17 protein-coding genes are annotated in these 21,775 nt (G+C 72.8%); 6 read left to right on the plus strand and 11 right to left on the minus strand.

Annotated elements, in window-relative coordinates:
• The first annotated feature begins 15 nt into the window (after positions 1 to 15).
• On the plus strand, positions 16 to 2,571 hold the full coding sequence (locus N3K63_RS01555; RefSeq protein ID WP_261578202.1) for a helix-turn-helix transcriptional regulator: 2,556 nt from the start codon (positions 16 to 18) through the stop codon (positions 2,569 to 2,571).
• Positions 2,572 to 2,692: 121 nt separating this feature from the next.
• The gene (locus tag N3K63_RS01560) at positions 2,693 to 3,409 is read left to right on the plus strand and encodes an IniB N-terminal domain-containing protein (protein ID WP_261578203.1); all 717 of its coding nucleotides are present in this window, start codon (positions 2,693 to 2,695) and stop codon (positions 3,407 to 3,409) included.
• A 337-nt stretch (positions 3,410 to 3,746) separates the two neighbouring features.
• Here the strand turns inward: N3K63_RS01560 and N3K63_RS01565 are convergent, their stop codons facing one another.
• The 3 genes from N3K63_RS01565 to N3K63_RS01575 form a co-directional block, all read right to left on the minus strand.
• Positions 3,747 to 5,456 (minus strand): dynamin family protein, encoded by a 1,710-nt coding sequence (locus N3K63_RS01565; RefSeq protein ID WP_261578204.1) that lies wholly within the window; start codon positions 5,454 to 5,456, stop codon positions 3,747 to 3,749.
• Complete coding sequence (locus tag N3K63_RS01570; protein ID WP_261578205.1) at positions 5,453 to 7,366, minus strand: dynamin family protein; 1,914 nt, start codon at positions 7,364 to 7,366, stop codon at positions 5,453 to 5,455. The genes N3K63_RS01565 and N3K63_RS01570 overlap by 4 nt, the downstream gene beginning before the upstream one ends.
• 146 nt (positions 7,367 to 7,512) lie before the next feature.
• Positions 7,513 to 8,841 (minus strand): hypothetical protein, encoded by a 1,329-nt coding sequence (locus tag N3K63_RS01575; RefSeq protein ID WP_261578206.1) that lies wholly within the window; start codon positions 8,839 to 8,841, stop codon positions 7,513 to 7,515.
• A gap of 213 nt (positions 8,842 to 9,054) precedes the next feature.
• Here N3K63_RS01575 and N3K63_RS01580 point away from each other — a divergent pair, with 213 nt between their 5' ends.
• Positions 9,055 to 10,242 carry a class I SAM-dependent methyltransferase gene (locus N3K63_RS01580; RefSeq protein ID WP_261578207.1) on the plus strand — a complete coding sequence of 396 codons (1,188 nt, stop codon included), beginning with the start codon at positions 9,055 to 9,057 and terminating at the stop codon, positions 10,240 to 10,242.
• Between the two features lie 159 nt (positions 10,243 to 10,401).
• Here the strand turns inward: N3K63_RS01580 and N3K63_RS01585 are convergent, their stop codons facing one another.
• From N3K63_RS01585 to glmS, 8 genes are all read right to left on the minus strand, one after another.
• A complete protein-coding gene (locus tag N3K63_RS01585) occupies positions 10,402 to 10,932 on the minus strand; it encodes a hypothetical protein (RefSeq protein ID WP_261578208.1) in 531 nt (176 codons plus the stop codon).
• Positions 10,929 to 11,981, minus strand: a complete 1,053-nt coding sequence (gene tsaD / locus N3K63_RS01590; RefSeq protein WP_261578209.1) for a tRNA (adenosine(37)-N6)-threonylcarbamoyltransferase complex transferase subunit TsaD — start codon at positions 11,979 to 11,981, stop codon at positions 10,929 to 10,931. Before tsaD ends, N3K63_RS01585 begins: the two co-directional genes overlap by 4 nt.
• Positions 11,981 to 12,487, minus strand: a complete 507-nt coding sequence (rimI, locus tag N3K63_RS01595; protein WP_261578210.1) for a ribosomal protein S18-alanine N-acetyltransferase — start codon at positions 12,485 to 12,487, stop codon at positions 11,981 to 11,983. The genes tsaD and rimI overlap by 1 nt, the downstream gene beginning before the upstream one ends.
• Positions 12,484 to 13,152: a tRNA (adenosine(37)-N6)-threonylcarbamoyltransferase complex dimerization subunit type 1 TsaB gene (tsaB, locus tag N3K63_RS01600; protein WP_261578211.1), complete on the minus strand. Its 669-nt coding sequence runs from the start codon at positions 13,150 to 13,152 to the stop codon at positions 12,484 to 12,486. The genes rimI and tsaB overlap by 4 nt, the downstream gene beginning before the upstream one ends.
• Positions 13,153 to 13,196: 44 nt before the next feature.
• Positions 13,197 to 13,700, minus strand: a complete 504-nt coding sequence (gene tsaE / locus N3K63_RS01605; protein WP_261578212.1) for a tRNA (adenosine(37)-N6)-threonylcarbamoyltransferase complex ATPase subunit type 1 TsaE — start codon at positions 13,698 to 13,700, stop codon at positions 13,197 to 13,199.
• Positions 13,697 to 14,821 carry an alanine racemase gene (gene alr / locus N3K63_RS01610; protein ID WP_261578213.1) on the minus strand — a complete coding sequence of 375 codons (1,125 nt, stop codon included), beginning with the start codon at positions 14,819 to 14,821 and terminating at the stop codon, positions 13,697 to 13,699. Before alr ends, tsaE begins: the two co-directional genes overlap by 4 nt.
• Positions 14,818 to 15,198: a holo-ACP synthase gene (locus N3K63_RS01615; RefSeq protein ID WP_261578214.1), complete on the minus strand. Its 381-nt coding sequence runs from the start codon at positions 15,196 to 15,198 to the stop codon at positions 14,818 to 14,820. Before N3K63_RS01615 ends, alr begins: the two co-directional genes overlap by 4 nt.
• 63 nt (positions 15,199 to 15,261) lie before the next feature.
• On the minus strand, positions 15,262 to 17,112 hold the full coding sequence (gene glmS, locus N3K63_RS01620; RefSeq protein WP_261578215.1) for a glutamine--fructose-6-phosphate transaminase (isomerizing): 1,851 nt from the start codon (positions 17,110 to 17,112) through the stop codon (positions 15,262 to 15,264).
• Between the two features lie 783 nt (positions 17,113 to 17,895).
• Between glmS and N3K63_RS01625 the strand changes: the two genes are divergently transcribed.
• From N3K63_RS01625 to N3K63_RS01635, 3 genes are all read left to right on the plus strand, one after another.
• Positions 17,896 to 19,308 (plus strand): sugar transferase, encoded by a 1,413-nt coding sequence (locus N3K63_RS01625; RefSeq protein ID WP_261578216.1) that lies wholly within the window; start codon positions 17,896 to 17,898, stop codon positions 19,306 to 19,308.
• Positions 19,308 to 20,741, plus strand: a complete 1,434-nt coding sequence (locus N3K63_RS01630) for a glycosyltransferase family 4 protein (RefSeq protein ID WP_261578217.1) — start codon at positions 19,308 to 19,310, stop codon at positions 20,739 to 20,741. Before N3K63_RS01625 ends, N3K63_RS01630 begins: the two co-directional genes overlap by 1 nt.
• Positions 20,742 to 21,172: 431 nt before the next feature.
• Positions 21,173 to 21,775, plus strand: a complete 603-nt coding sequence (locus N3K63_RS01635) for a hypothetical protein (RefSeq protein WP_261578218.1) — start codon at positions 21,173 to 21,175, stop codon at positions 21,773 to 21,775.

A 21,775-nucleotide genomic window follows, 5' to 3' on the forward strand; every position in this document is an offset into this window, starting at 1 on the left:
GGTGAGGAAGAAGAGATGACGACGAGGTCCACCACACCGACGACGCTGACCGCGCTCGGGGCGCCGCCCCCGGCCATCGGCGGGCCCGGCGAAGAGGTCGCGCGGATGCTGGCCGACACGGCCGCCGCGGGCCTGGGCGCCGCGGCGCTCCCGATCCGCGGGGTCGTGATCGGCGCCGCAGGCAGCGGCAAGACGCTCACCCTGCAGGCCCTGCGCCGCGAGCTCGCCGCCCGCGACATCGCGGTGCGCACCCTCGCCGGCGGCGCACGCGCGGGCGGGACGCCCGCCCCCGACGACGGCGCAGCGGATGCCGGTGTGCTGCTGGTCGACGATGCGCACACGCTCGACGACGACGGCATCGCCGCGCTGCTCGCCCTCGCGGCCGACCCCGAGGCGAGCCTCGTGGTCGCCTACCGGGACCACCCGGCATCCGACCCGCTCCGCCGACTGGGGGGCCGCCTCGAACGGTCGGCGCCGCCGGTGCTGCTCGGAGAGATCACCGCCGACCGCATCGCCGAGGCGACCCAGGTCTCCGTCGCCTGCGCGCACGCCATCGTGCGCCGCACCGGGGGCCTCACGTGGCTGACGCTCGCCGCGCTCGACGCCCACGACAGCGGCACCTGCGACCTCGACCCGGCCCACCGCGACCTCGCACGCACGCTGCGCAGCGCCATCGCCCATCGTCTCGACCAGGTCGACCGTGCCGCCCGCCCCGCCGTCGAGGCGCTGTGCCTGTTCCCGCCCGCCGAGATCGCCGCGCTCGAGGCGCCCGGGGTCTCGTGGGAGGAGGCCATCGCCCACGGCAGCGCCGCGGGGCTGCTGCGCCCCAACGGCGAACCGCCGAGCATCGTGCGCGCCGCGGTGCGGGCGGTGCTGCCCGTGCACCGGCTGACCGAGCTGCTGGCGCTGGCCCACCACGACAGCGCCGACGGCGGCGACGACTGGGACGACGACGCCTGGGACGACGACGCCGTGTCGGGCGGGGCGCCCGGCCGACTGATCCGCCGCGGCGACGCGCTGCGCGTCGACGACCCGGCCCGCGCGCTGAGCCTCTACCGCGAGGCGCTCGTGGCCGGCGCCGAACCCGCCGACCTGGCGGTGCGGTTCGGCATCGCCGCCTTCGCCGACGGTGACCTCGACACCGCCGCCGCCGCCTTCGACCGGGTGCTGCGCCGCCCCGGCCACCCGGGCCTCGCCGACGCGCTCGACGGGTCGGCGGCGATCTGGTCGGCGCGGGGCACGCTCGCCGTCGGCGCCGCCGCGGCGCGCACGTCGCCGACGACGGCGACCTCGGCCGCGCGGGCCGCCCTCATCGACCTCGGGGTGGGCCGGCGCCCGCAGCCGGCACCCCCGGCCGCGGTGCCCGACACCGCGACGGTGGCCGGCGAAGCGCTCACCGCCGCCGTGCGCACCTCGTTCGGCACCGACCTGGCCGGCGCCGTCGACGACCTCGTGCTCGCCTCCGAGCTCGCCAGCGCCACCCGGTCGGACTTCCCCCTGGTCGAGCCGCCCGCGGTGGTCGCCGCCGCCGCCGCCATGTCGACCGGCTCGCTGGCCGTCGCGGCCTCGGTGCTCGCCTCCGCCGTCGAGGCCGGTCAATGCGGCCGCTGGGGCCGGCCCCGCCTGCGCCTCTGGCAGGCGTGGGTGTCGATCGCCGCCGCCCGCCCCGACGAGGCGCGCACGCACCTCGCCGCCGCCCAGGGGGGCGCGGCGGCCCTGCAGCCGCGCGACCGCCTCATCGCGGCCGTCTGCGAGACGGCCCTGGCCCGCCGCTACGCCAACACCGCGACCCTCATGGCCGTCTTCCGCGACGCGCGCCCGCATCTGCTGCGCCAGCGCTTCGACGCCTACCTGCTGCCCTTCCTCGGTGAACTCCTCCTGGCCGCCGTGCGGGTCGGGGCCGCCGACGCCGCCGAGCGGCACTTCGACGCGGCGATGGCCGGCCTCGACGCCGCCGGCGCCCCACCGCTGTGGGCGCCGCTGCCGCACTGGGCCGGCATCCAGCGCGGGATCCTGCAGGGACAGCCCGACGCCCTCGTGCCGCACGCCCGCGCGCTGCTGGCCGCCGCCGAGCACAGCCCGTTCGCCGCGCGCCTGGCCGACGCGGGCCGCATCTGGACCGACGTGCTCGCCGGCAAGGTCGACACGGCCCAGGTGGAGCGGGCCGCGCACGCGCTCGCGCGCGACGGCCTGGCATGGGACGGCGCCCGGCTGGCCGCCCACGGCGCAGCGCGCACGGGCGACAAGCAGTCCGCCGCGCAGCTGCTGGCATGCGCTCGCGAACTGCATCCGACGCAGCTGCTGGCGACCGAGGCGACGCACGCCGACGCCGCGCCCACCGCCGACGGCACGGCGCTGAGCGCCCGCGAGCTCGAGGTGGCACGGCTGGTCGTGCAGGGACGCACCTACGTCGAGATCGGCCAGACCCTGTTCATCTCGCCGCGCACGGCAGAGCACCACATCGCGCGGATCCGCCGGCGGCTCGACGCCGAGTCGCGCTCGGATCTGCTCACCAAACTGCGCGACGTGCTGCGCGGCGACGCGCCGCACGGACGCGAGGGGGCGGCATGACCGCGCACCCCCACATCTCACCCCCTACCGGGGGCACCGCGGCACGGGGACGATCCCCGATGCCGTCCACGTCGGGCTCCCCTAACCTCAGGGTGCCGACATGCGAACGCACGGAGGACTCATGAGCACCGCGATTACCACGATGGCCAATGCGCTGATCGATTTCATCCTGAGCCTGCTGCGCGATCCGGAGGTGGCCGCGGAGTTCGACGCGGCCCCCGAGGCGGCCCTGACCGCGCACGGCATGCAGGGCATCTCGTACAACGATCTGTGCGCGGTGCTGCCGATGGTCTACGACCATCCGCAGGTCGCGCAGCGGCCCGAGCCGTCCGCCGTGGTCACGCCCCGGCAGAGCGATCCCGACGTCATCCGCGAGCTTCGGGACGTGATCAACAACAACGCCTACATCACGAACAACTCGACGCTGGTCGATCAGTCGGTGAACCAGAACATCTGGGCCGAGGGCGACGTCATGCAGCTGTTCGACAACGAGGCGGTCATCGCCAGCGGCGAGGGCTCCACCGCCGCCGGCGGCAGCATCGTGCACGACAGCAGCCAGGACTCCTCCACGACGATCACCGCCGGCGGGGACGCCGTGGTCGACAACGACATCGACGTCACCACCAACGACGGCTCGTTCAACCAGCAGACCGACGGGTCGACGACCGACAACTCCACGACGACCTCGACGGTGGGCGCTCCCGCTCCCGCCCCGGAGCCGGAGCCGGAGCCCGCCGCCGACCCGATGGCCGAAGCGGCCACGTACGCCGACCAGGAAGGCGGAGCGCTGCCCGAGACGGCCGGCTACGACGAGGCGTTCGACGACGATGACTACTGAGGAGGGGGCCGCGCCGCGGCTGCGCACCACGCGCGAGCAGCCGCTGCGCCCCGCGCTCACCACCGTCAACCACGCGCCCGTGGTCGCCCAGCTGCCGCCGCCGCTGACGGTGCGCATCAGCCAGCTGCTGTGGATCCTCGCCCTCGCGGTGGGCGCGTTCGGGGTGGCCTACGCGTTCATCATCCGCGAGAAGCAGCTCGAGGTGATCTCGGAGCGGGTGCGCACGGTCAACCCCGACCGCGCCGCCGAGACGGTCACCACCACCGCCGACATCATCTACTGGTCGCTGTTCGGCGCATTGGTGGCCGTCGTGCTGCTGCAGCTGGTGTTCCTCGTGTCATTCATGAACCGGCGTCGCCGTGCGCGCTGGATGCTGCTGGCCACGCTGCTGCTGCTGGCGGGGGTCGGCGTGGTCGGGCTCGAGTTCGCCGGCGCCGGCACGTCGGCCGACCCGCTGCGCATGATCATCCTGCTGCAGGCCGGACTGGCGGTGCTCGCCCTGCTCGTGAGCCTCCTGCCCCCGGCCCTGCGCTGGACCGCCCGCGGCATCGACGTGCGGCGCGGGCCGAGCAGCAGCGGCGGCCCCGCCGACTTCTGAGGCCACCCCCTCGAGGCTGCGCACCACGGCGGCGCACACCCGCGCATGCGCGGCCGAGGTCAGCGGCGACTCCGCGCGCACCCGCCACCGCTCCAGCAGCTCCAGGGCGCGCGCCCGGGTGAGGTCCCGATCGGCGCCCGCCGGCAGCCCGAGCCGGTCCACCGCCTCGGTGCCCTCGGCGCCCAGCACACGTTCCGCCTCGGCATCCAGGCCGCCGGGCAGGCCGAGGCCGGTGGCGCGCGATCGCGCCAGCAGATCGAGCTCGCGCAGTTCGTGCGACTCGGCCGCCAGTCGCTCGATGCCCGCTTCCAGCCGGCCGGCGCCCGCGTGCGGACGATCGCGCAGCAGCCCCTCCAGACCCCCCAGCACGCTGCGCACCTTCAGCGCCGCCTGACGGCCCCGGAACTGCCGGTGCACGACACCGCGCAGCTCTTCCAGCCCCGACTGCTGCAGCAGCTGCTCCGAGAGCTGCTGCGCCGAGCGCGCGCCGCCGCGCACCAGGGCGGCGGCCAGCCGGATGCCGGAGATGCCGAGGCGGTCCACGAGCGCGCGGCGCACCGCGGAGGTGACCCCGGCCACCTCCTCGCCCCGTGTGAACCGGTCGACCGACAGCAGCATCCGCTCGCGGTCCGACCGGTCGAGGGCCGCCAGCGCGCGCAGGGCCTGGAACTCCCGCTCCCGCAGCGTGCGGGCCGTCTCGGCGAGCAGGCCCGCCACCGGCAGCACGGTGAGCGCCAGGGCGCGCAGCTGCGGGTCGTCGCGGTAGCGCTCGGCGATCTTGCGCGCCGACAGCATGGCATCCAGGCGTCCCGCCCCCACCTCGTCGGCACGCGAGAGCACCGCCAGCGCGTTGACCGTGTGGGCGGTGCCGGCGGCGCCGTCGCGGAACGCCTCGAGGAAGGCCACGTCGGAGGTGTGCAGGTGCCGCAGCAGATAGACGATCGCGTCGGCGTCGGATGCCGTCTCGTCGGCCGGCAGCAGGAAGGCGCGCGTGCGGGCCGAGACCCGCTCCGACACCGACTCGATGCCGGGGGTGTCGATGAGCACGATCGAGCGCAGGCTCACGCTCGGCCAGCGCACGTCGATGCGTTCGATGTCGTCGACGCTCGTGTCGCCGAGGTCGAACACCAGGCGCCCGTCGGTGCGGCGCAGCGCCAGGCGCTGGAGGGTGCCGTCGATGCGCCGGGCGGTGACGGCCGGGGTGTCGCCGTAGCGGTACCAGGTGATCGCCCGGGTGCACTCGCCGGCGTCGGTGGGCGCCACCCGCTCGCCCAGCATCGCGTTGAGCAGCGTCGACTTGCCCGCCTTCACCATGCCCGCGATCCCGAGGCGCAGCGGATCGTCGAGCCGCGCGCGCCACTGCGCGATGCGCGTCTGGGCGACCGTGTCGTCGTCGTACGCCGCCGCCGCTTCGTCGAGCAGCAGCCGGGCGTCTTCAGCGATGTTCACGCGCGTCCTGTGAAAGAGGGGGCGGCCGCGGCCGTCGCGGCGGGCGTCTGCGGCAGCGGCGGACGCGGCGGCGGCGTGGCCGGCAACGCGGCGCGCGGGGCGGGGGCCGGCAGCGCGCGGCGCATGCCGGTGAGCTGCTGGGTGCGCGCACGCAGGTGCTCGATGCGCCCCTCCCGGTCTTTGGCGAACGACCCCGCCGCCAGCCGGGCCGCGTCGGCGGCCGCCGTCAGCGAACGGTGGATCTCGTCGGCACGCGAGCCGAAGTGGTCGCGCGTGGCCCGCTGCACGGCGCGCAGGCGGTCGCGCAGCTGCTTGCCGACCTGGAAGGCGACCTCGTCGATGTAGCGGCGCACGAGCGCCTTGGCCTCGGACTGCCGCCGCGACAGGCGGGCCTGCTTGTCTTCGCGGTAGGCGCGCCGACCGACGAACACGCCGGCCAGCAGCGACAGCGGATTGAGCACCGACAGCCCCAGCACGCTCGTGGCCAGCCCCACCATCAGCACGCCGCCGTAGGAGCCTCGCACCCCGATGTAGATCTTCTCGGCGGCCGACAGCGACGCGGCATCCATCCCGGCGATCTCATCGACCGGGTCGAGCACACCGGTGATGTCGCTCACATCGATGTCGGGGATGTCATCCTCCCCCTCGAGGAACTGATCGGCGACCTCGCGCGCGAGCCACTGCTGGCGCTCGTTGGTCCACACGAACGTGTCGGACACCGCCTCGCCCACCCGCTCGTCGAGCCACGCGGCGAACTCGTCCCAGATCGGCCCCGGATCGCCCTCGTCGATGGCCTCCTCGGCCTGCCGCTGCACGCGGCGCAGCCGATCGCGCAGATCGTGCTCGGTGTCGGCGATGAGGTCGCCGATGCCGTCAGTGAGGGTCGTCTGCCAGCGCGAGGAGCGGCTGCGGAACTCGTCGGCGCGGCCCTTGGCGATCTCGAGCTTCGCGATGAGCTCGGGGGTCTGCTCGGGGTGCTCCAGGGCGTGCAGCTCGGACTGCACCGCGATCAGCAGCTGGTCGGCGACCGAGGCGAGATCGGCCGCGGCGGCGCGGCGCTGCAGCGCCTCGGTGCGCCCCACCACCTGCGTGCGCAGGTGGCTCACCAGCGCCGGAAAGCCCGACTCGTCGTTGAGCTCGCGATCGCGCTCGGCCGCGGCGGTCAGACGCAGATCGCTCGACACCGCGAACACGGGCACATCTCCCACGTCCGCCAGATGCCGACGGTCGATCTGCTCGATGCGTCGCCACTCCGGGTAGACATCGGTCTTCGAGACGACCGCGGCGACGTTCGTCGAGATGCGCAGCGCCTGCGTGATCAGCCGCAGCTCAGGCGCCGTGTACTCCTGCGACGCGTCGGAGACCAGCAGCATCGCGTGCGCACCGGCCAGCGCCGACAGCGTCGACAGCTCGCGGAACGACTCCACATCGCCGACGCCGGGCGAATCCACCAGGCGCAGCCCGCCCTTGAGGATCTCCCGCGGCAGCAGCACCTCCGCTCCCAGCACCTCGGCACCCTCGTGCCGCGGCCGGGCCGAGGTGACGACCCCGGCCACGTCGTCGATCGGGATGCCGCGGCGGTGCGGCTCGGCATCCGGCTTCTCCCGCACGATCAACGCGGCCTCCGGCGTCTGGCCGTACCCGACCACCGTCGCCACCCGCGTGGCCACGTCGTCGTCGACCGGGCACACCGGTGCGCCGACGAGGGCGTTGATCAGCTTGCTCTTGCCCTGCTTGTACTCGCCGACGACCAGCACACGCACGTACGGGTCGACCAGCCGCGCCCGCGTGTGCACCAGGTGCTCGGCGAGATCGTCACGGTCGGCGAGCCGGCACAGCTGCATCAGCTGATCGGCGGCGCGCACCAGTTCGTTCGCGGACGGCGCCGCATCCCCTGTCGGATCGCTCATCTATGACTCACTCCGCCTGCGCGGCGTCGCGCAGGTCCCCCACGTGGCACGGTAGTGCGCGCCGGCATCGGACTCAACCCCCGGCACGCTGGCCGGCGCCCCGGGAGGCGATGCCACCCGAGGCGCCGGTGCTGTGCGCGGAGGGATCAGAAGTCGATGTCCTCCACGTCGATGTTCGATCCACCGTTGTCGGCGATGTCGTTGCCGACCTGCCACATGTTGCTGGACTCGTCGGTCCACGACTGCTCGTTGCTCACCGTCGGCGAGAACTCCTCGTTGAACGACTCGTTCAGCGAGTCGGAGATCGAGGTGTTGACGCTCTCGTTCGTGTTGTCGGTGTTGAACGAACCGAGGTTCGTGTTCCACTCCTGGTTGAACGAGTCGGAGATCGTCGACTGCAGCGAGTTGTCGGTGACGGAGTTGTCGGTCGCCGTGTTGAACGAGTCGACGTTGGTCGTCGTGGTCGTCACGTTGCCGATCCACGCGTCGCCGCCGGTGAGGTAGTTCACCGAGTTGTCGACCGAGCTGTCGAACGTGATGTCACCGCCGGCCGCGTTGGCGTTCGCCGCCGTGGCCGCGATGGTGGACGCCGACGAGCCGACCGCGACGTCGCCGCCGGCGTCGATGTTGTTGTTCAGCGACTGGTCGATGTTGGTCGAGTTGTTGTTGACCGTCACCGAGCCACCCACGGTCCCCAGGCCCGCGAGCGGCGCGGCCGATCCACCGAACGCCGTCGAGTACTCCCGCACACCCGCGTTGACGGAGTTGTCGTTCGCGGAGTCGTGGATCGAGTTGTCCTCGTCGTAGTCCAGGTGCTGGTTGTACGACCCGTTGTTGCCGGAGTCGTTCGTCGAGTTGTCGGAGTTGTCGTTGAACGAGTCGGTGATGTCGACGTCGATCGAGTTGTCGCTGTTATCCGAGTTGTCGCTGTTGTCCGAGTTGTCGCTGTTGTCCGAGTTGTCGCTGTTGTCCGAGTTGTCGCTGTTGTCCGAGTTGTCGCTGTTGTCCGAGTTGTCGCTGTTGTCCGAGTTGTCGCTGTTGTCGGAGTTGTCGTTGAACGAGTCGTCCGCGTCGTTCTCGACGGAGTTGTCGGTCGAGTTGTCGGAGTTGTCGTTGTACGAGTCCTCCACGTCGCTGCGCACCGAGTTGTCGCTGTTGTCGTTGAACGAGTCGTCGGCGTCGTTCTCGACCGAGTTGTCCGAGTTGTCGTTGAACGAGTCGTCGGCGTCGTTCTCGACCGAGTTGTCCGAGTTGTCGTTGTTGGAGTCCTCGACATCGGTGTCGACGGAGCTGTCCGAGTTGTCGTTGAACGAGTCGTCCGCGTCATTTTCGACCGAGTTGTCGGTGGAGTTGTCGCTGTTGTCGTTGAACGAGTCGTCGGCGTCGTTCTCGACCGAGTTGTCCGTCAGCGTCGCGTCGACGTCGATACCGACATTGGTCTCGTCCACGTCGCTGAGGAAGTTGCCGTCAGCCATTTCGAAATCCTCTCGTTGGGCGCCCCACGCGCCAGGTGACTAGAGTCTGCGCCGCGCCGCAGCCCCCGGCATCCGTGATCATCCCCCCGGTGCACACCCCTCCCCCCGGGTCCATTAGGGGCCTCCCGCCCCGGGGGTGGGGGTTCGCCCCGCGCGCGGGGCGTTCTCGCCGAGCGGGGCGGGAGGGGAGGGTGGGAGACCTAGGCTGGACGGATGGAGATGGCCGAGTTCGCCGCGCTGCTCACCCCGGAGGGGCTGCGGCTGCTCGATGGACTCGGCACGCTCGACGACACCGCCGACGTCGCCGCCGAGGTCACGCGGCTGCGACGGGACGGCCACTCCCCCGACCTCGTCGCCGCCGTCGTCGGGCAGGCACGGCTGCGCGCGAAGGCCCGTGCCAAGTTCGGTCCGTTCGCCGATCGGATGCTGTTCACCCGCGCCGGCCTCGAACAGGCCACGCGCCTGGAGAGCGCCGCCCGTCACGCCGGGCGCTTCCGCGACGCCGGCCTCAGCCGGGTCGCCGACCTCGGATGCGGGATCGGCGGCGACGCCCTGGGCCTGGCCGGCATCGGCCTGGACGTGCTCGCCGTCGACGCCGACGAGATCACCGCGGCCATCGCCGCCTACAACCTCGCCCCGTTCGGCTCCGCCGCCACGGTGCGCCATGCCCGCGCCGAGGAGGTCGACCTCACCGGCATCGACGGCGTCTGGCTCGATCCCGCTCGACGCAGCGCCGGGCACTCCGAGACCCGCCGCCTCGGCGCCGACGCGTGGTCGCCGTCGTTGGACTGGGTGACCGGGCTCGCCTCCCGCGTCCCCGCCGGCATCAAGCTCGGGCCCGGCCTCGATCGCGACCGCATTCCCGACGACGTCGAGGCCCAGTGGATCAGCGTCGACGGGTCGACCATCGAACTCGTACTGTGGTCGGGGGTGCTCGCGCGGCCCGGCGTCACGCGCGCGGCCCTCGTGGTGCGCGGCGGCTCTGCGGCCGAGCTCACGGCATCCGCCGATGCGCTCGATGCCGAGGTGCGGCCGATCGGCGCGTTCGTGCACGAGCCCGAGGGCGCGGTCATCCGGGCGCGGCTGATCGGCGACGTCGCGCGCACCCTCGATGCCGGGATGGTGTCGGAGGGAATCGCCTACCTCACTTCGGATGCGGCCCTCACGAGCCCGTTCGTGCAGTCGTTCCGGGTGCGCGAGCAACTGCCGCTGAAGGTGCCGGCGATCAACGCCGTGCTCGCGGCGAACGGCATCGGCACCCTCGAGATCAAGAAACGCGGCGTCGACATCGACCCCGCGCAGTTCCGCCGCAAGCTGCGGCTGCGCGGCGACGCCGCGGCGACCCTCATCCTCACGCGCATCGGGTCTGCCCGGGTCGCGCTGCTGGCCGACCGTATCTGACCATCCGTCGGAGCCGTGGGGCTGGTGTCACCTCGCGGGGCACGGCCGACCACACCCGCCCCACCGGTCCGACCGATGGTGCGGCACCGCCGGCTCCTGCGCCCGCCGAAGCGCCGCAGCCCCGCCGAAGCCCCGCCGAAGCCCGCGGATGACCGCGGGTCAGCCGAACAAGGGCCCCTGGGTGGACGCCCACCACAGCCACCCGGCGCTGTAGAGCAGCGAGACGACGCTCAGGCACAGGGCCCACACCGCCACGGCGCGGTTCTCCCACGGGCGGCGCAGCGAGAACAGGGCGAGGCCGGCGCCGAGCACCCCGATGAGGAACCCCCAGCCGACCACGAGCGAGACGACGAGGCCGAGCACGCCGAACAGCAGCGCCCACGGCGCCGTGCGGATGAGTCGCGGCTGGGCCACCGGCGCCGGCGGCACCTCCTCGAGGTGCACCGACTCGGTGACCGGCACCGGCACGTCGACGGGGGCGGTCATGGCGCGCGAGTAGCCCCCGCGGTGCTCCCCCGGCAGGGCGGTGACGTCGACGGTGAGCTCGACGTCGTCGCCCGGCACGTCGATGCGGGTGCTCGGCGCCGGCACGGCCGCGGGAGCGGCGGCATCCGCAGCGGGAGCGGCGGCATCCGCAGCGGCGGCGGGAACCTCGCGCGGCTCGGCGTCGGAGGTGCGCTCGGTGCTCATGACGCGGCCGCCACCTGGATCTCGGTGACCGGGAGGGTCGAGTCGGCGCCGAACTCGAGGGTCGAGGCGGGGCGGCCGCTTATGATGAGCTCTGCGGCGAGGGCGGCGATCATCGCTCCATTGTCGGTGCACAGGCTCAGCGGCGGAATGCGCACCGCGACACCGGCCGCGGCGGCGCGCTCGAGCGCGACCTCGCGCAGTCGCCGGTTGGCGATCACCCCGCCGCCCAGCAGCAGTCGCGGCACGTCGTGGCGGGCGCACGCGTCGAGCGCCTTCGTCACCAGCACATCGACGACCGCTTCGCGGAAGGATGCCGCGACGTCGGCCACGGGAACGTCGGCGCCCGAGGTCTCGACCCACCGGGCCACCGCCGTCTTCAGGCCCGAGAACGAGAAGTCGTACCGGTGCTCGGCCATGTCGGACGCCCGCGACATGCCGCGGGGGAAGCGGATCGCGGTCGGGTCGCCCGTCGCGGCGGCGCGGTCGATCTCGGGTCCGCCGGGGTAGGGCAGGCCGAGGATGCGCGCGATCTTGTCGAAGGCCTCGCCGGCGGCGTCGTCCATCGTCTCGCCGAGCAGTTCGACGTTGCTGACGAGATCGCGCACGAGCAGCAGCGAGGTGTGCCCGCCGCTGACCAGCAGCGCGATGGTCGGGTACTCGACGTCGTCGCCGGTGAGGATGTCGGCGGCGATGTGTCCGACGAGGTGGTTCACGGCGTAGAGCGGCTTGTCGAGGCCGACGGCGAGCGCCTTGGCCGCGCCGATGCCGACCATGAGGGCGCCAGCCAGGCCCGGCCCGCTGGTGACGGCGACCGCGTCGATGTCGGCGAGGGTGACCCCCGCCTCGGCGAGCGCGGCCTCGATCGACGGCTGCAGCGCCTCGAGGTGGGCGCGCGCGGCGACCTCGGGGACGACCCCGCCGTACCGGGCGTGCTCGTCCATGGAGCTCGCGATGGTGTTGCTCAGCAGCGTGTGGCCGCGCACAATGCCGATGCCGGTCTCGTCGCAGCTGGTCTCGATGCCCAGCACGAGTGGTGCGGTGCGGTCCATCAGCAGGCTCCCCTCGCATCCGCGCCGTGCGTCGCCTGGCCGCGGTGGGCGTCAGACCAGGCGGGCACGTCGAGCTGCATCACGAGGGCGTCGACGCCCTCGGCGGCGTAGTAGTTCGGGCGGATGCCGATCTCGCGGAACCCGACGGAGCGGTAGAGGCTCTGGGCGACGGTGTTGTCGACGCGCACGTCGAGGAACACGTCGCGCACCCCGCGCAGCGACGCCTGCTCGAGGAGCGTGGTGAGCAGCTCACGCCCCGCCCCGCGGCCCCGCGCGTCGGCGGACAGCGCGATCGTCTGGATGTCGCCGTCGTGGGATCCGCTCGGCGCGCGCAGTCCCGCGTACCCGATGACGCGGCCCGCCTGCTCGGCAACGACGTAGTGGTTGTGCGGCGAGGCGAGCTCGGCGGCCATCATCTGCTCGCTCCACGCATCGCGCACGAACGAGGCGCGCTCGATGGTCATGATGGCATCCAGGTCGGCGGGGGTCGCTGCGCGCAGGGTCATCCCGTCACCCGCTTCGGGGCACCCGGGAGGGTGACATCGGGGGCGCGCAGGTAGAGCGGCTCGCCGTCGGCGAGGGTGCGCCCGGCGGCGACCGCGCGCGCTGCGGCGAGGGCGAGCATGGCCGCCGGGATGCCGGAGACGTCGCGGCGCTCGGCGCCGAGGCCTGCCAGGCGCGCGTCGAGGTCGGCCAGCGGGCTGAGGGCGGGCTCGGTCGCCCGCACCGGGAGGCCGTCGCCGTCGATGCCGTCGTAGACCGTGTAGGCGAGTTCGCGGCGGCGCGCGTCGGTGACGACGGCGAAGCGCGGCAGGTCGGCGAACGGGTCGGCCAGCAGCAGGGCGAGGGCGGCCGCGTCGTGGCTCGGCACCGGGATCACGGGGATGCCGCGGGCGAGGGCGAACGCGCGGGCGGCGGCGATGCCGACCCGCAGTCCGGTGAACGGGCCCGGGCCCATGCCGGCCGCGACGTGCGTGGGCGCGGCGGGCGCCGGGGCGGCGGTCGCGCCGATGGGGCCGCGCTCGGCATCCCGCAGCACCTGGGCGATGAGCGTGCCGATGACTTCGGCGTGGCCGAGCGGGTTGGCGCTGTGCGCCTCGGCCCGCACGGCCCCGTCGGGTTCGACCACCGCGACGGCGGTGCCGAGGGACGTGTCGATGCCGAGGATCACAGCATCCAGGGTAGTCGGCGCGCACGCGGCTGCGCCCCGCGCGGTCAGGGGCGGGGGGTGATCCGGACGGTGCGGGGGGCGGCGTCTTCCATCTCGGCGGCGTGCGGGCCGGCGGTGCCGCAGGCGGTGTCCAGGCCCGTGCCGCTCCAGCCGCGCTCGATCTCGATCTCCCACCACCGGTCGACGAGCCCGTCGACCATGCCGCGGCCCCACTCGACGATGACGGCCGCGTGGGCGAGGTCGATGTCGAGGTCGTCGAGTTCGGCGGGCGAGCCGAGGCGATACGCATCCACGTGCACGAGCGCCGGGCCGCCGACGAGCGACGGGTGGGTGCGGGCGAGCACGAACGTCGGACTCTGCACGGGACCGCGGATGCCGAGCCCGGCGCCGATGCCGCGGGTCAGGGTGGTCTTGCCGGCACCGAGCGGCCCGGTCAGCACGACGAGGTCGCCGGCACCCAGCGCCGCGCCGATCCGCCGGCCGAGCGCCTCCATGTCGGCGGGCGAGGCGACCTCGCGCTCACCGGCGAACGCGTCGAGGCCGCTCACGCCCCGGCCTCCCGCCGCGGCACGCGCGGGCCGATGCGCGTGACGATCTCGTAGTTGATGGTGCCGGCGGCATCCGCCCACGTCTCCACGGGCGGGGCGCCGAGCGTCGGGTCGCCGAACAGCACGGCCTCGTCGCCGACGGCGACGGGGTGATCGCCCACGTCGACGACGAACTGGTCCATGGCGATGCGCCCGGCGACGGGGAAGGTGCGCCCGCCGATGCGCACGGCACCGCCCCCGGAGGCCGCGCGCGGCACGCCGTCGGCGTATCCCAGCGGGATGAGCGCCAGGGTCGAATCGGCGGCGGTGCGGTGCTGGTACCCGTACGACACGCCCTGCCCGGCGGGCACGCGGCGCACGGCTGCGACTGCGGCGCGCAGGGTCATGGCGGGGCGGAGCCCCAGGTCGGCCGAGGTGCGGTCGGCGAACGGCGACAGGCCGTACATCGCGATGCCGATGCGCACGCAGCCCAGGCGCGAGCTCGGCAGCGCGATGGCGGCATGCGAGGCGGCGATGTGGGTGACCTCGGGGCGCAGCCCGTAGCTGCCCGCGCCGGCGAGGGCCACCTGGAACCGCGACAGGGCGGTGCGGTCCTCGTCGTCGCTGGTGTTGGAGAGGTGGCTGAAGATGCCGGCGACCCGCAGCTGACCGATGCGCTCCAGCCGCGCCGCCTCGGCGAACACGAGCGCATAGTCGGCCGGCGCGATGCCGTTGCGACCGAGCCCGGTCTCGACCTTGAGGTGCACCGTGACCGGGCGGTCGCCGTGGCCGGCGGCCGCGGCGGCCTGCAGCTGGTCGTACGACGAGATACCCACCTGGATGCCGCGGGCACCGGCCTCGGCGAAGTCGGTGCCCGGCGCGTGCAGCCAGGCGAGGATCGGGGCGTCGATCCCGCCGCGGCGCAGGGCGAACGCCTCGTTCAGGTCGGCGACGGCGACCCGGCCGGCACCGCCGTCGAGGGCCGCGCGAGCCGCGCGCACCGCGCCGTGTCCGTAGCCGTCGGCCTTGACGACGGCGATGACCTCCGCGTCGGTGAGCCGGCGCAGGTGGCGCACGTTGTCGGCGATCGCGTCGGTATCGATGACGGCCTCGCGCATGGTGCCGTGCGGCATCCGGGTCATGACGGGTTCCCTTCCGCGACCACGCCGCGTCCTTCCGCGACGACGTAGGCGGTCGCCAGGCCGGCGTCGTGCGACAGCGACAGGTGCACGGCGGTGATGCCGCGGGCCGCGACGACGGATGCCGTCGAGCCCGACAGCGCGAACACGGGGCGCCCGCTCGGTTCGGAGGCCACCTCGATGTCGGTCCAGTGCACGCCGTCCGAGCCGCCGAGGGCCTTGATCAGCGCCTCCTTCGCGGCATAGCGCGCGGCGAGCGAGTGCGGCTTGAGCAGCCGCTCGGCGGGCGCGAAGAGGCGCTCGATCAGCCGGGGCGTGCGGGAGATCGCCCGCTCGAAACGGGGGATGTCGACGAGGTCGACCCCGATGCCCACGATCATCCGTTCAGCCTAGCCGCGCGTCCCCGCGCGGCACGGGTGGCCGCGCGGGGACGGCGGAGGAGGTCACTCGACGGTGACCGACTTCGCCAGGTTGCGCGGCTTGTCGACGTCGAGGCCCTTGGCCGTGGCGAGTCCCATCGCGAAGATGTGCAGCGGCACGACGGCCAGCAGCGGCTCGAACAGCGGGTCGGCCAGCGGGATGCGCAGCACCTCGTCGGCGAAGGGCAGCACGGCGGCGTCGCCCTCCTCGGCGATGACGATGACGCGGGCGCCGCGGGCGCGGATCTCCTGGATGTTGGAGACGACCTTCTTGTGCAGCTCGCCCGAGTGGCGCGGCGAGGGCACGATGACGAACACCGGCTGCCCGGGCTCGACGAGCGCGATCGGGCCGTGCTTGAGCTCACCGGCGGCGAAGCCCTCGGCGTGGATGTAGGAGATCTCCTTGAGCTTGAGCGCCCCCTCGAGGGCGATCGGGTAGCCCACGTGGCGGCCGAGGAACAGCACCGACTGGGTGTCGGCCATCCAGCGCGAGAACTGCTCGATGTGCTGCTGCTCGTGCTCGAGCACCCAACGGATCTTGTCCGGCACGGCCTCCAGCTCCGCCACCTGCGCGGCGGCGACCTCGGGGGCGAGGACCCCCCGCACCCGGCCGATGTGCAGGCCCACCAGGTAGAGCGCCGTGATCTGCGCGACGAACGCCTTCGTCGAGGCCACGGCGACCTCGGGACCGGCGTGCGTGTAGACGATGGCATCCGACTCGCGCGGGATGGTGGCGCCCTGCGTGTTGCAGATCGAGAGGGTCTTGGCGCCGCGCTCGCGGGCGTACTTGACCGCCATGAGCGTGTCCATCGTCTCCCCCGACTGCGAGATCGACACGACGAGCGTGTCGTCGCCGATCACCGGGTCGCGGTAGCGGAACTCGTGGGCGAGCTCGACGTCGGTGGGGATGCGGGTCCACTGCTCGAGGGCGTACTTGCCGGTCTGGGCGGCGTAGGCGGCCGTGCCGCACGCGACGATGAGGATGCGGGTGATGCCCGCGAACAGGTCGTCGAGCCCGTCGAGCTCGGGGATCACCACGGCGCCGCCCTGCACGCGTCCGCGCACCGTGTTCGCGACGGCATCCGGCTCTTCGGAGACCTCCTTGGCCATGAACGACGACCAGCCGCCCTTCTCGGCGGCCGAGGCGTCCCACACGACCTCGAACGGCTCGACCTCGACCGCGTTGCCGTCGAAGTCGGTGACCTCGACGCCGGCGGGGGTGATCGCGACGATCTCGTCCTGGCCGATCGCGAGCGCGTTGCGGGTGTGCTCGACGAAGGCGGCGACGTCGGAGCCGAGGAAGTTCTCGCCCTCGCCCAGGCCGATCACCAGCGGCGAGTTGCGGCGGGCGCCGACGACCAGTCCGGGCTGGTCGCGGTGCATGGCCAGCAGCGTGAAGGCGCCCTCGAGGCGACGCGCGACGGCGCGGAAGGCGGCGACCAGATCACCGGATGCCGCGAACTCGCGGCCCAGCAGCACGGCGGCCACCTCGGTGTCGGTCTCGCTGCGGAACGTGAAGCCCTCGGCGGTGAGCTCGGCCTTCAGCTCGGAGAAGTTCTCGATGATGCCGTTGTGGATGACCGCGAGGCGGTCGTCGTCGGCCAGGTGCGGGTGCGCGTTCGCGTCGGTCGGACCGCCGTGCGTGGCCCAGCGGGTGTGACCGATGCCGGTGGTGCCGTCGGGCATGGCGTGGGCGGCGAGGTCGTCGCGCAGCACCTGCAGCTTGCCCGCGCGCTTGCGCATCTCGAGGTCGCCGTCGGCGGAGACCACCGCGATGCCGGCGGAGTCGTACCCGCGATACTCGAGGCGGGCGAGACCCGACAGCAGGATGTCCTGGCTCGGGCGCGGCCCGACGTATCCGACGATTCCACACATGGCATCCATCGTAGGTCGCGCGATTTAGTGCGGCGTCCTGACAAACCTGGGGCTGGGGTGACGCGGGGCGGGGGTGGTCGTTGAGCGAGCGGAGCGAGTCGAAACGGCCGGGGGGTGAGGCGCGGCGGGGGTGCGTTTCGACTCGTCGCTGCGCTCCTCGCTCAACGACCGGAGAAGGGGGTGGGCGTTGAGCGAGCGGAGCGAGTCGAAACGGCCGGAGACAGAGACGGGGTCCTCTGAAAGTGAGCCGTTGGGGACGGTCGGACTCAGAGGACCCCTACCACGCTTCTCCCGGAGGGCCGTTGGGGTGGCCGAATTCCGGAACGCCGCTTGGGGGCAGCTGAGGACGGCGCGGACGGTGCCCATTCTATCGAAACGGTTCTTCGACGACGGCGCGAACAGCCACCGCCACGCGGAAGGAAATAGGTCTTCCACCGCCGTGATCGCTGTGCCATACTCAAGCCACGTCCGCCGCCGAGAGGTGGGATGGATGCCGAGGGGTCGGCGTCCAGCAGACGGAATCCGATCGGGATGGGACCTGATCGGAGGTCCGGACGAAGTTGGGGGTACGGGTCTCGACCCGTACGCATTGGGGACAGTGGGCTTCGGCTCACGACTTGGGGACAACGGGGACACGGTCATGGGGAGACGTCTCGATCTGTGCGCACGCGCTGACGCGCCACGCACCACGCATCGGCTCACGCTCGGCAGCGGGGCACCGCGGTGAGCGCGGCGGCGCCGACCCTCGTTTCGGGGTCGCGCGCCGTCGGAGCTCCTCGCGTCATGCCGCTGCTCGAGCAGAGGCTGACCGAGGTGCGCCGGCTGCGCGCACGCACCGGGGTCGTGGACACCGTGATCATCGCCGCCGCGGCGGCGGTCACCGCGGCGTGGTTCCGCACCACGCCGCTGGGGGCGCCCGGCATCATCGCGGCGGCGGCGCTCACGTTCGCGTGGGCGACTTCGCTCGTGGTGCTGCGCAGCCGCGCCCACCGGCACGGCACGGGCATGCGCCTGGAGCTGATGCCGATCGCGCATTCGGCGGTCATCGGAGTGGCGGCTCTGGCCGTGGCATCCGGTGCCGCCGGAGGCGACGCCCTACCGCCGCATCTGTACGTGACGGTGCCGCTGGCGGCGGCAACGCTCGTGTCGGTGCGCGCGGTGCGACGTGCCTGGCTCTCACGGCGACGCGACGCGGATGCGCTCGCGCCCCGCACGCTCGTCGTGGGAGACCAGGCCGGTATCGAAGACCTCATCCGGTCGCTGTCCACCGACACCGAGTTCGGGCACCGCATCGTCGGAGCCGCCGTCGCCGGGGCCGGCGACGGCGCGGTGACGGTGGGCTCGCACTCGTACCCCGTGCTCGGCACGCCCGAGCAGGTGGCGGAGATCGCCCGTCAGTGCTGCATCGAGACGGTCGTCGTCGCCGGCGGCACCGATGACCCCGACTATCTGCGCAAACTCTCGTGGAGCCTGGAAGGGGCTGCCACCGATCTGATCCTTGCAACCCGCCTGGCGGATGTCGCCCGTTCCCGCATCGCTTTCGAGCGATCGAACGGGCTCGCTCTCACCCATGTGAGCCTCCCCAGGTTCGACCGCTCGAGCATGCGCGCCAAGCGACTGCTCGATGTGGTCGTCGCGCTCGCCGCGCTCGTTCCGATCGCGCTGATCACCCCTGTGATCGCGCTGTTCATCGCTGGAGACACTCCGGGGGGCGTGTTCTTCCGACAGCGACGGATCGGGCGCGGCGGGCGCGAATTCGACATCCTCAAGTTCCGCACCATGACGGCGTCCGCCGAATCGGACCGCGCCGCGCTGGTGGCCGCCAACGAGGGCGCCGGACCGCTGTTCAAGCTGAAGCACGACCCGCGGGTGACCCGCGTGGGCGCGGTGCTGCGCCGGTTCTCGCTCGACGAGCTGCCGCAGTTCTGGAACGTGCTCATGGGTGAGATGAGCGTCGTCGGGCCCCGCCCGCCCCTCCCGACCGAGGTGAGCGAGTACGACGGGCCCGTCTTCCGGCGCCTGTACGTGCAGCCCGGCATCACCGGGCTCTGGCAGGTGAGCGGCCGCAGCGACCTCAGCTGGGAGCAGTCGGTGCGCCTCGACCTGCACTACGTGGAGAACTGGTCGCTCGCGACCGACCTGCAGATCATCGCCCGCACCGCTGCGGTGATGGTCCGGCCGAAGGGGGCCTACTGATGTTCCGACGCCCGACGTGGACCCGCAAGCGGGCCCCGCACATCCTGATCATCGTGCAGAACCTGCCCGTGCCGCTGGACCGGCGGGTGTGGCTGGAATGTCAGGCGCTGGTCACCCGCGGCTATCGGGTGAGCGTGATCTGCCCGAAGGGCCCGGGAGACCCCGTGTTCGAACACCTCGACGGCGTGGACATCCACAAGTACGCACCGGCTCCTGAGGCGGAGGGCCTGGCCGGCTACGCGTGGGAGTTCGCCTACAGCTGGGTGCGCACGGCGCTGCTGTCCGTGAAGGTGCGCCGGCGCGGCCGATTCGATGTCATCCAGGCGTGCAACCCGCCTGACACCTACTGGCTGCTGGCGCTGCTGTGGCGCGTGGCCGGGGTGCGCTTCGTCTACGACCACCACGACCTCAACCCCGAGCTGTTCCGGTCGCGGTTCGGCGAACCGCAGGGGACGCTCAAGAAGCTCGAGTACCGCACGCTGCTCTGGCTCGAGCGCCGCTCGTTCCGCGCCGCCGACCATGTCATCTCGACCAATGAGTCCTACAAGGGCAAGGCGATCACCCGCGGCGGACGGTCGGCGGACGAGGTCACCGTCGTGCGCAGCGGCCCCGACACCGAGCAGATGCGGCCGATCTATCCGGAGGCACCGCGACGCATCGACACCGTGAACCTGGTCTACGTGGGGATCATGGGCCCGCAGGACGGCGTCGACCAGGTGCTCCACGTCGTCGACGAATTGGTGCACCATCGCGGTCGCCGCAACGTCACCGCCACACTGCTCGGCTTCGGGGACTGCCTGGAGAAGTTGAAGGCCGAGACGCTCGAGCTGCGCCTGCACGACCACGTCACCTTCACCGGCCGCGTCGACCGCACGCAGATGGCGGAGTATCTGAGCCGCGGGGACATCGGAGTCTGCCCCGACCTGAAGACTCCGCTCAACGACGTCTCCACGATGAACAAGACCATGGAGTACATGGCGTACGCGCTGCCGGCGGTCGCTTTCGACCTGGAGGAGACGCAGGTCTCGGGAGCCGACACCGTGCTCTATGCCCCGTCGGGCGACGTCGCCGCCTTCGCAGATCAGGTCGAGCGGCTCATCGACGATCGTGATCTGCGCGCGCGCATGGGACGGGCGGCGCGGGAACGCGTGGCGGCCGTGCTCGATTGGCGCCCGCAGGCAGAGGCCTACGTGGGGGTCTACGACGCACTCACCGGTTTCCACGTCGACGGCCCGGCCGTCCCGGTGACCGCCGGGGTGCGCGAGGCCGACGCGCAGGGGCGGCGCTACGTCGACCTGCACGACGGCGAGGCGATGGAGGCCTACCTGCTGGGTCGCGGCGCCAGCGACCTCACGGTCACGACGGAGGCCATCCGTCAGCTGGCCGAGGGCGGGGGCGCGACCGTCGATGCGACCGCGGATGTGCGGTCGTGAGAGTCGACGGCGCCGGCAACAGGACTTCACAGATGTGGCGGCTCATGCTCGAGCCACGACGATGCGCACGGCGGAACCTCATCGAGGGGCCTCCCGCCACCCCGCCTGCGCACGCGTCGGGCTCGGCTCCCGGGGGGCAGCAGCCGGCCACGTGAGAGGCGCGCCCGCCTCATGCCCCCACATCGGGGCGGGCGCGTCACTTGTCGGTCATCACACACAGCAATTGGCTGTTCCCCTCCGACGCACTCGGGAGTACAGTCGGGGCAGAGCCGTCGCTGGGGAAACGACGACGGCGGGGCCGCGGGGGCGGCCCAGACAGCAGGACACATGGGGAACGGCCGTCGACACGTCGACTGCCGCACACTGGGGGCACGTGCATGGGGACACGGGAGGGCGCGCAGCCGCGCGCAGAGTCTGCCGGACGCACCGGGATGACACCGGCGATGCGCTGGGTGATCGCCGCGGTCGCGACGGCGGTCGTGGGCGGGCTCGTCTGGGCGATGGTGCTCGGCGGGCCGCGCGTGATCGACGGCGCCGATGAGGCCGATGGCGCGGGTGGGGCCGCGCCATCGGCCTCCCCGACACAGCCGGCGGCGGAGCCGACGCCGGTCGACGGCAGCGAAGTGCTGCCCCCCGAGCAGGCGCAGACGGTGAGCGGACGCCTTCCCGCACTGCCGGCCGCGACGCCGCGGATCGCCGCGCCCCTGCCCGCGAACGGGACGGCATCGGGGTCCCTCGTGGCGGGCTATCCCGTCGATCTCGCCGGGGCGACGCCCCCGTCGGACGTGGTCGACTCGTCGATCTCCGGCGACGGCTCGACCGTGCAGGTCTCACTCACCGCGCGCACCGATGAGACACCGGATGCCGTGACGGCAGCGTTCCGCGAGCGTTGGGCGGCCCAGGGACTGGCCCCCGTCGCGGCCGCCGATGCCGCCCTCGCCTACGGCGATGCGTTCACGTCGATCTCCTTGGCCGTGGCCACCACGGGCACCGGAACCGTGTACACCGTGTTCGCGACGCTGCGGACGGAGTGA

The sequence above is a fragment of the Microbacterium festucae genome (assembly GCF_025421715.1).
Classification (GTDB): Bacteria; Actinomycetota; Actinomycetes; order Actinomycetales; family Microbacteriaceae; genus Microbacterium; species Microbacterium festucae.

What these genes read in the sequence shown, in the direction of transcription:
- glmS (WP_261578215.1), bottom strand. Translation starts at nt 17,112, where the DNA reads ATGTGTGGAATCGTCGGATACGTCGGGCCGCGCCCGAGCCAGGACATC.
- N3K63_RS01585 (WP_261578208.1), bottom strand. Translation starts at nt 10,932, where the DNA reads ATGAGCACCGAGCGCACCTCCGACGCCGAGCCGCGCGAGGTTCCCGCC.
- tsaD (WP_261578209.1), bottom strand. Translation starts at nt 11,981, where the DNA reads ATGGACCGCACCGCACCACTCGTGCTGGGCATCGAGACCAGCTGCGAC.
- N3K63_RS01560 (WP_261578203.1), top strand. Translation starts at nt 2,693, where the DNA reads ATGAGCACCGCGATTACCACGATGGCCAATGCGCTGATCGATTTCATC.
- N3K63_RS01580 (WP_261578207.1), top strand. Translation starts at nt 9,055, where the DNA reads ATGGAGATGGCCGAGTTCGCCGCGCTGCTCACCCCGGAGGGGCTGCGG.
- N3K63_RS01570 (WP_261578205.1), bottom strand. Translation starts at nt 7,366, where the DNA reads ATGAGCGATCCGACAGGGGATGCGGCGCCGTCCGCGAACGAACTGGTG.
- N3K63_RS01615 (WP_261578214.1), bottom strand. Translation starts at nt 15,198, where the DNA reads ATGATCGTGGGCATCGGGGTCGACCTCGTCGACATCCCCCGTTTCGAG.
- alr (WP_261578213.1), bottom strand. Translation starts at nt 14,821, where the DNA reads ATGACCCGGATGCCGCACGGCACCATGCGCGAGGCCGTCATCGATACC.
- N3K63_RS01625 (WP_261578216.1), top strand. Translation starts at nt 17,896, where the DNA reads ATGCCGCTGCTCGAGCAGAGGCTGACCGAGGTGCGCCGGCTGCGCGCA.
- N3K63_RS01635 (WP_261578218.1), top strand. Translation starts at nt 21,173, where the DNA reads ATGACACCGGCGATGCGCTGGGTGATCGCCGCGGTCGCGACGGCGGTC.
- N3K63_RS01555 (WP_261578202.1), top strand. Translation starts at nt 16, where the DNA reads ATGACGACGAGGTCCACCACACCGACGACGCTGACCGCGCTCGGGGCG.
- N3K63_RS01630 (WP_261578217.1), top strand. Translation starts at nt 19,308, where the DNA reads ATGTTCCGACGCCCGACGTGGACCCGCAAGCGGGCCCCGCACATCCTG.
- N3K63_RS01575 (WP_261578206.1), bottom strand. Translation starts at nt 8,841, where the DNA reads ATGGCTGACGGCAACTTCCTCAGCGACGTGGACGAGACCAATGTCGGT.
- rimI (WP_261578210.1), bottom strand. Translation starts at nt 12,487, where the DNA reads ATGACCCTGCGCGCAGCGACCCCCGCCGACCTGGATGCCATCATGACC.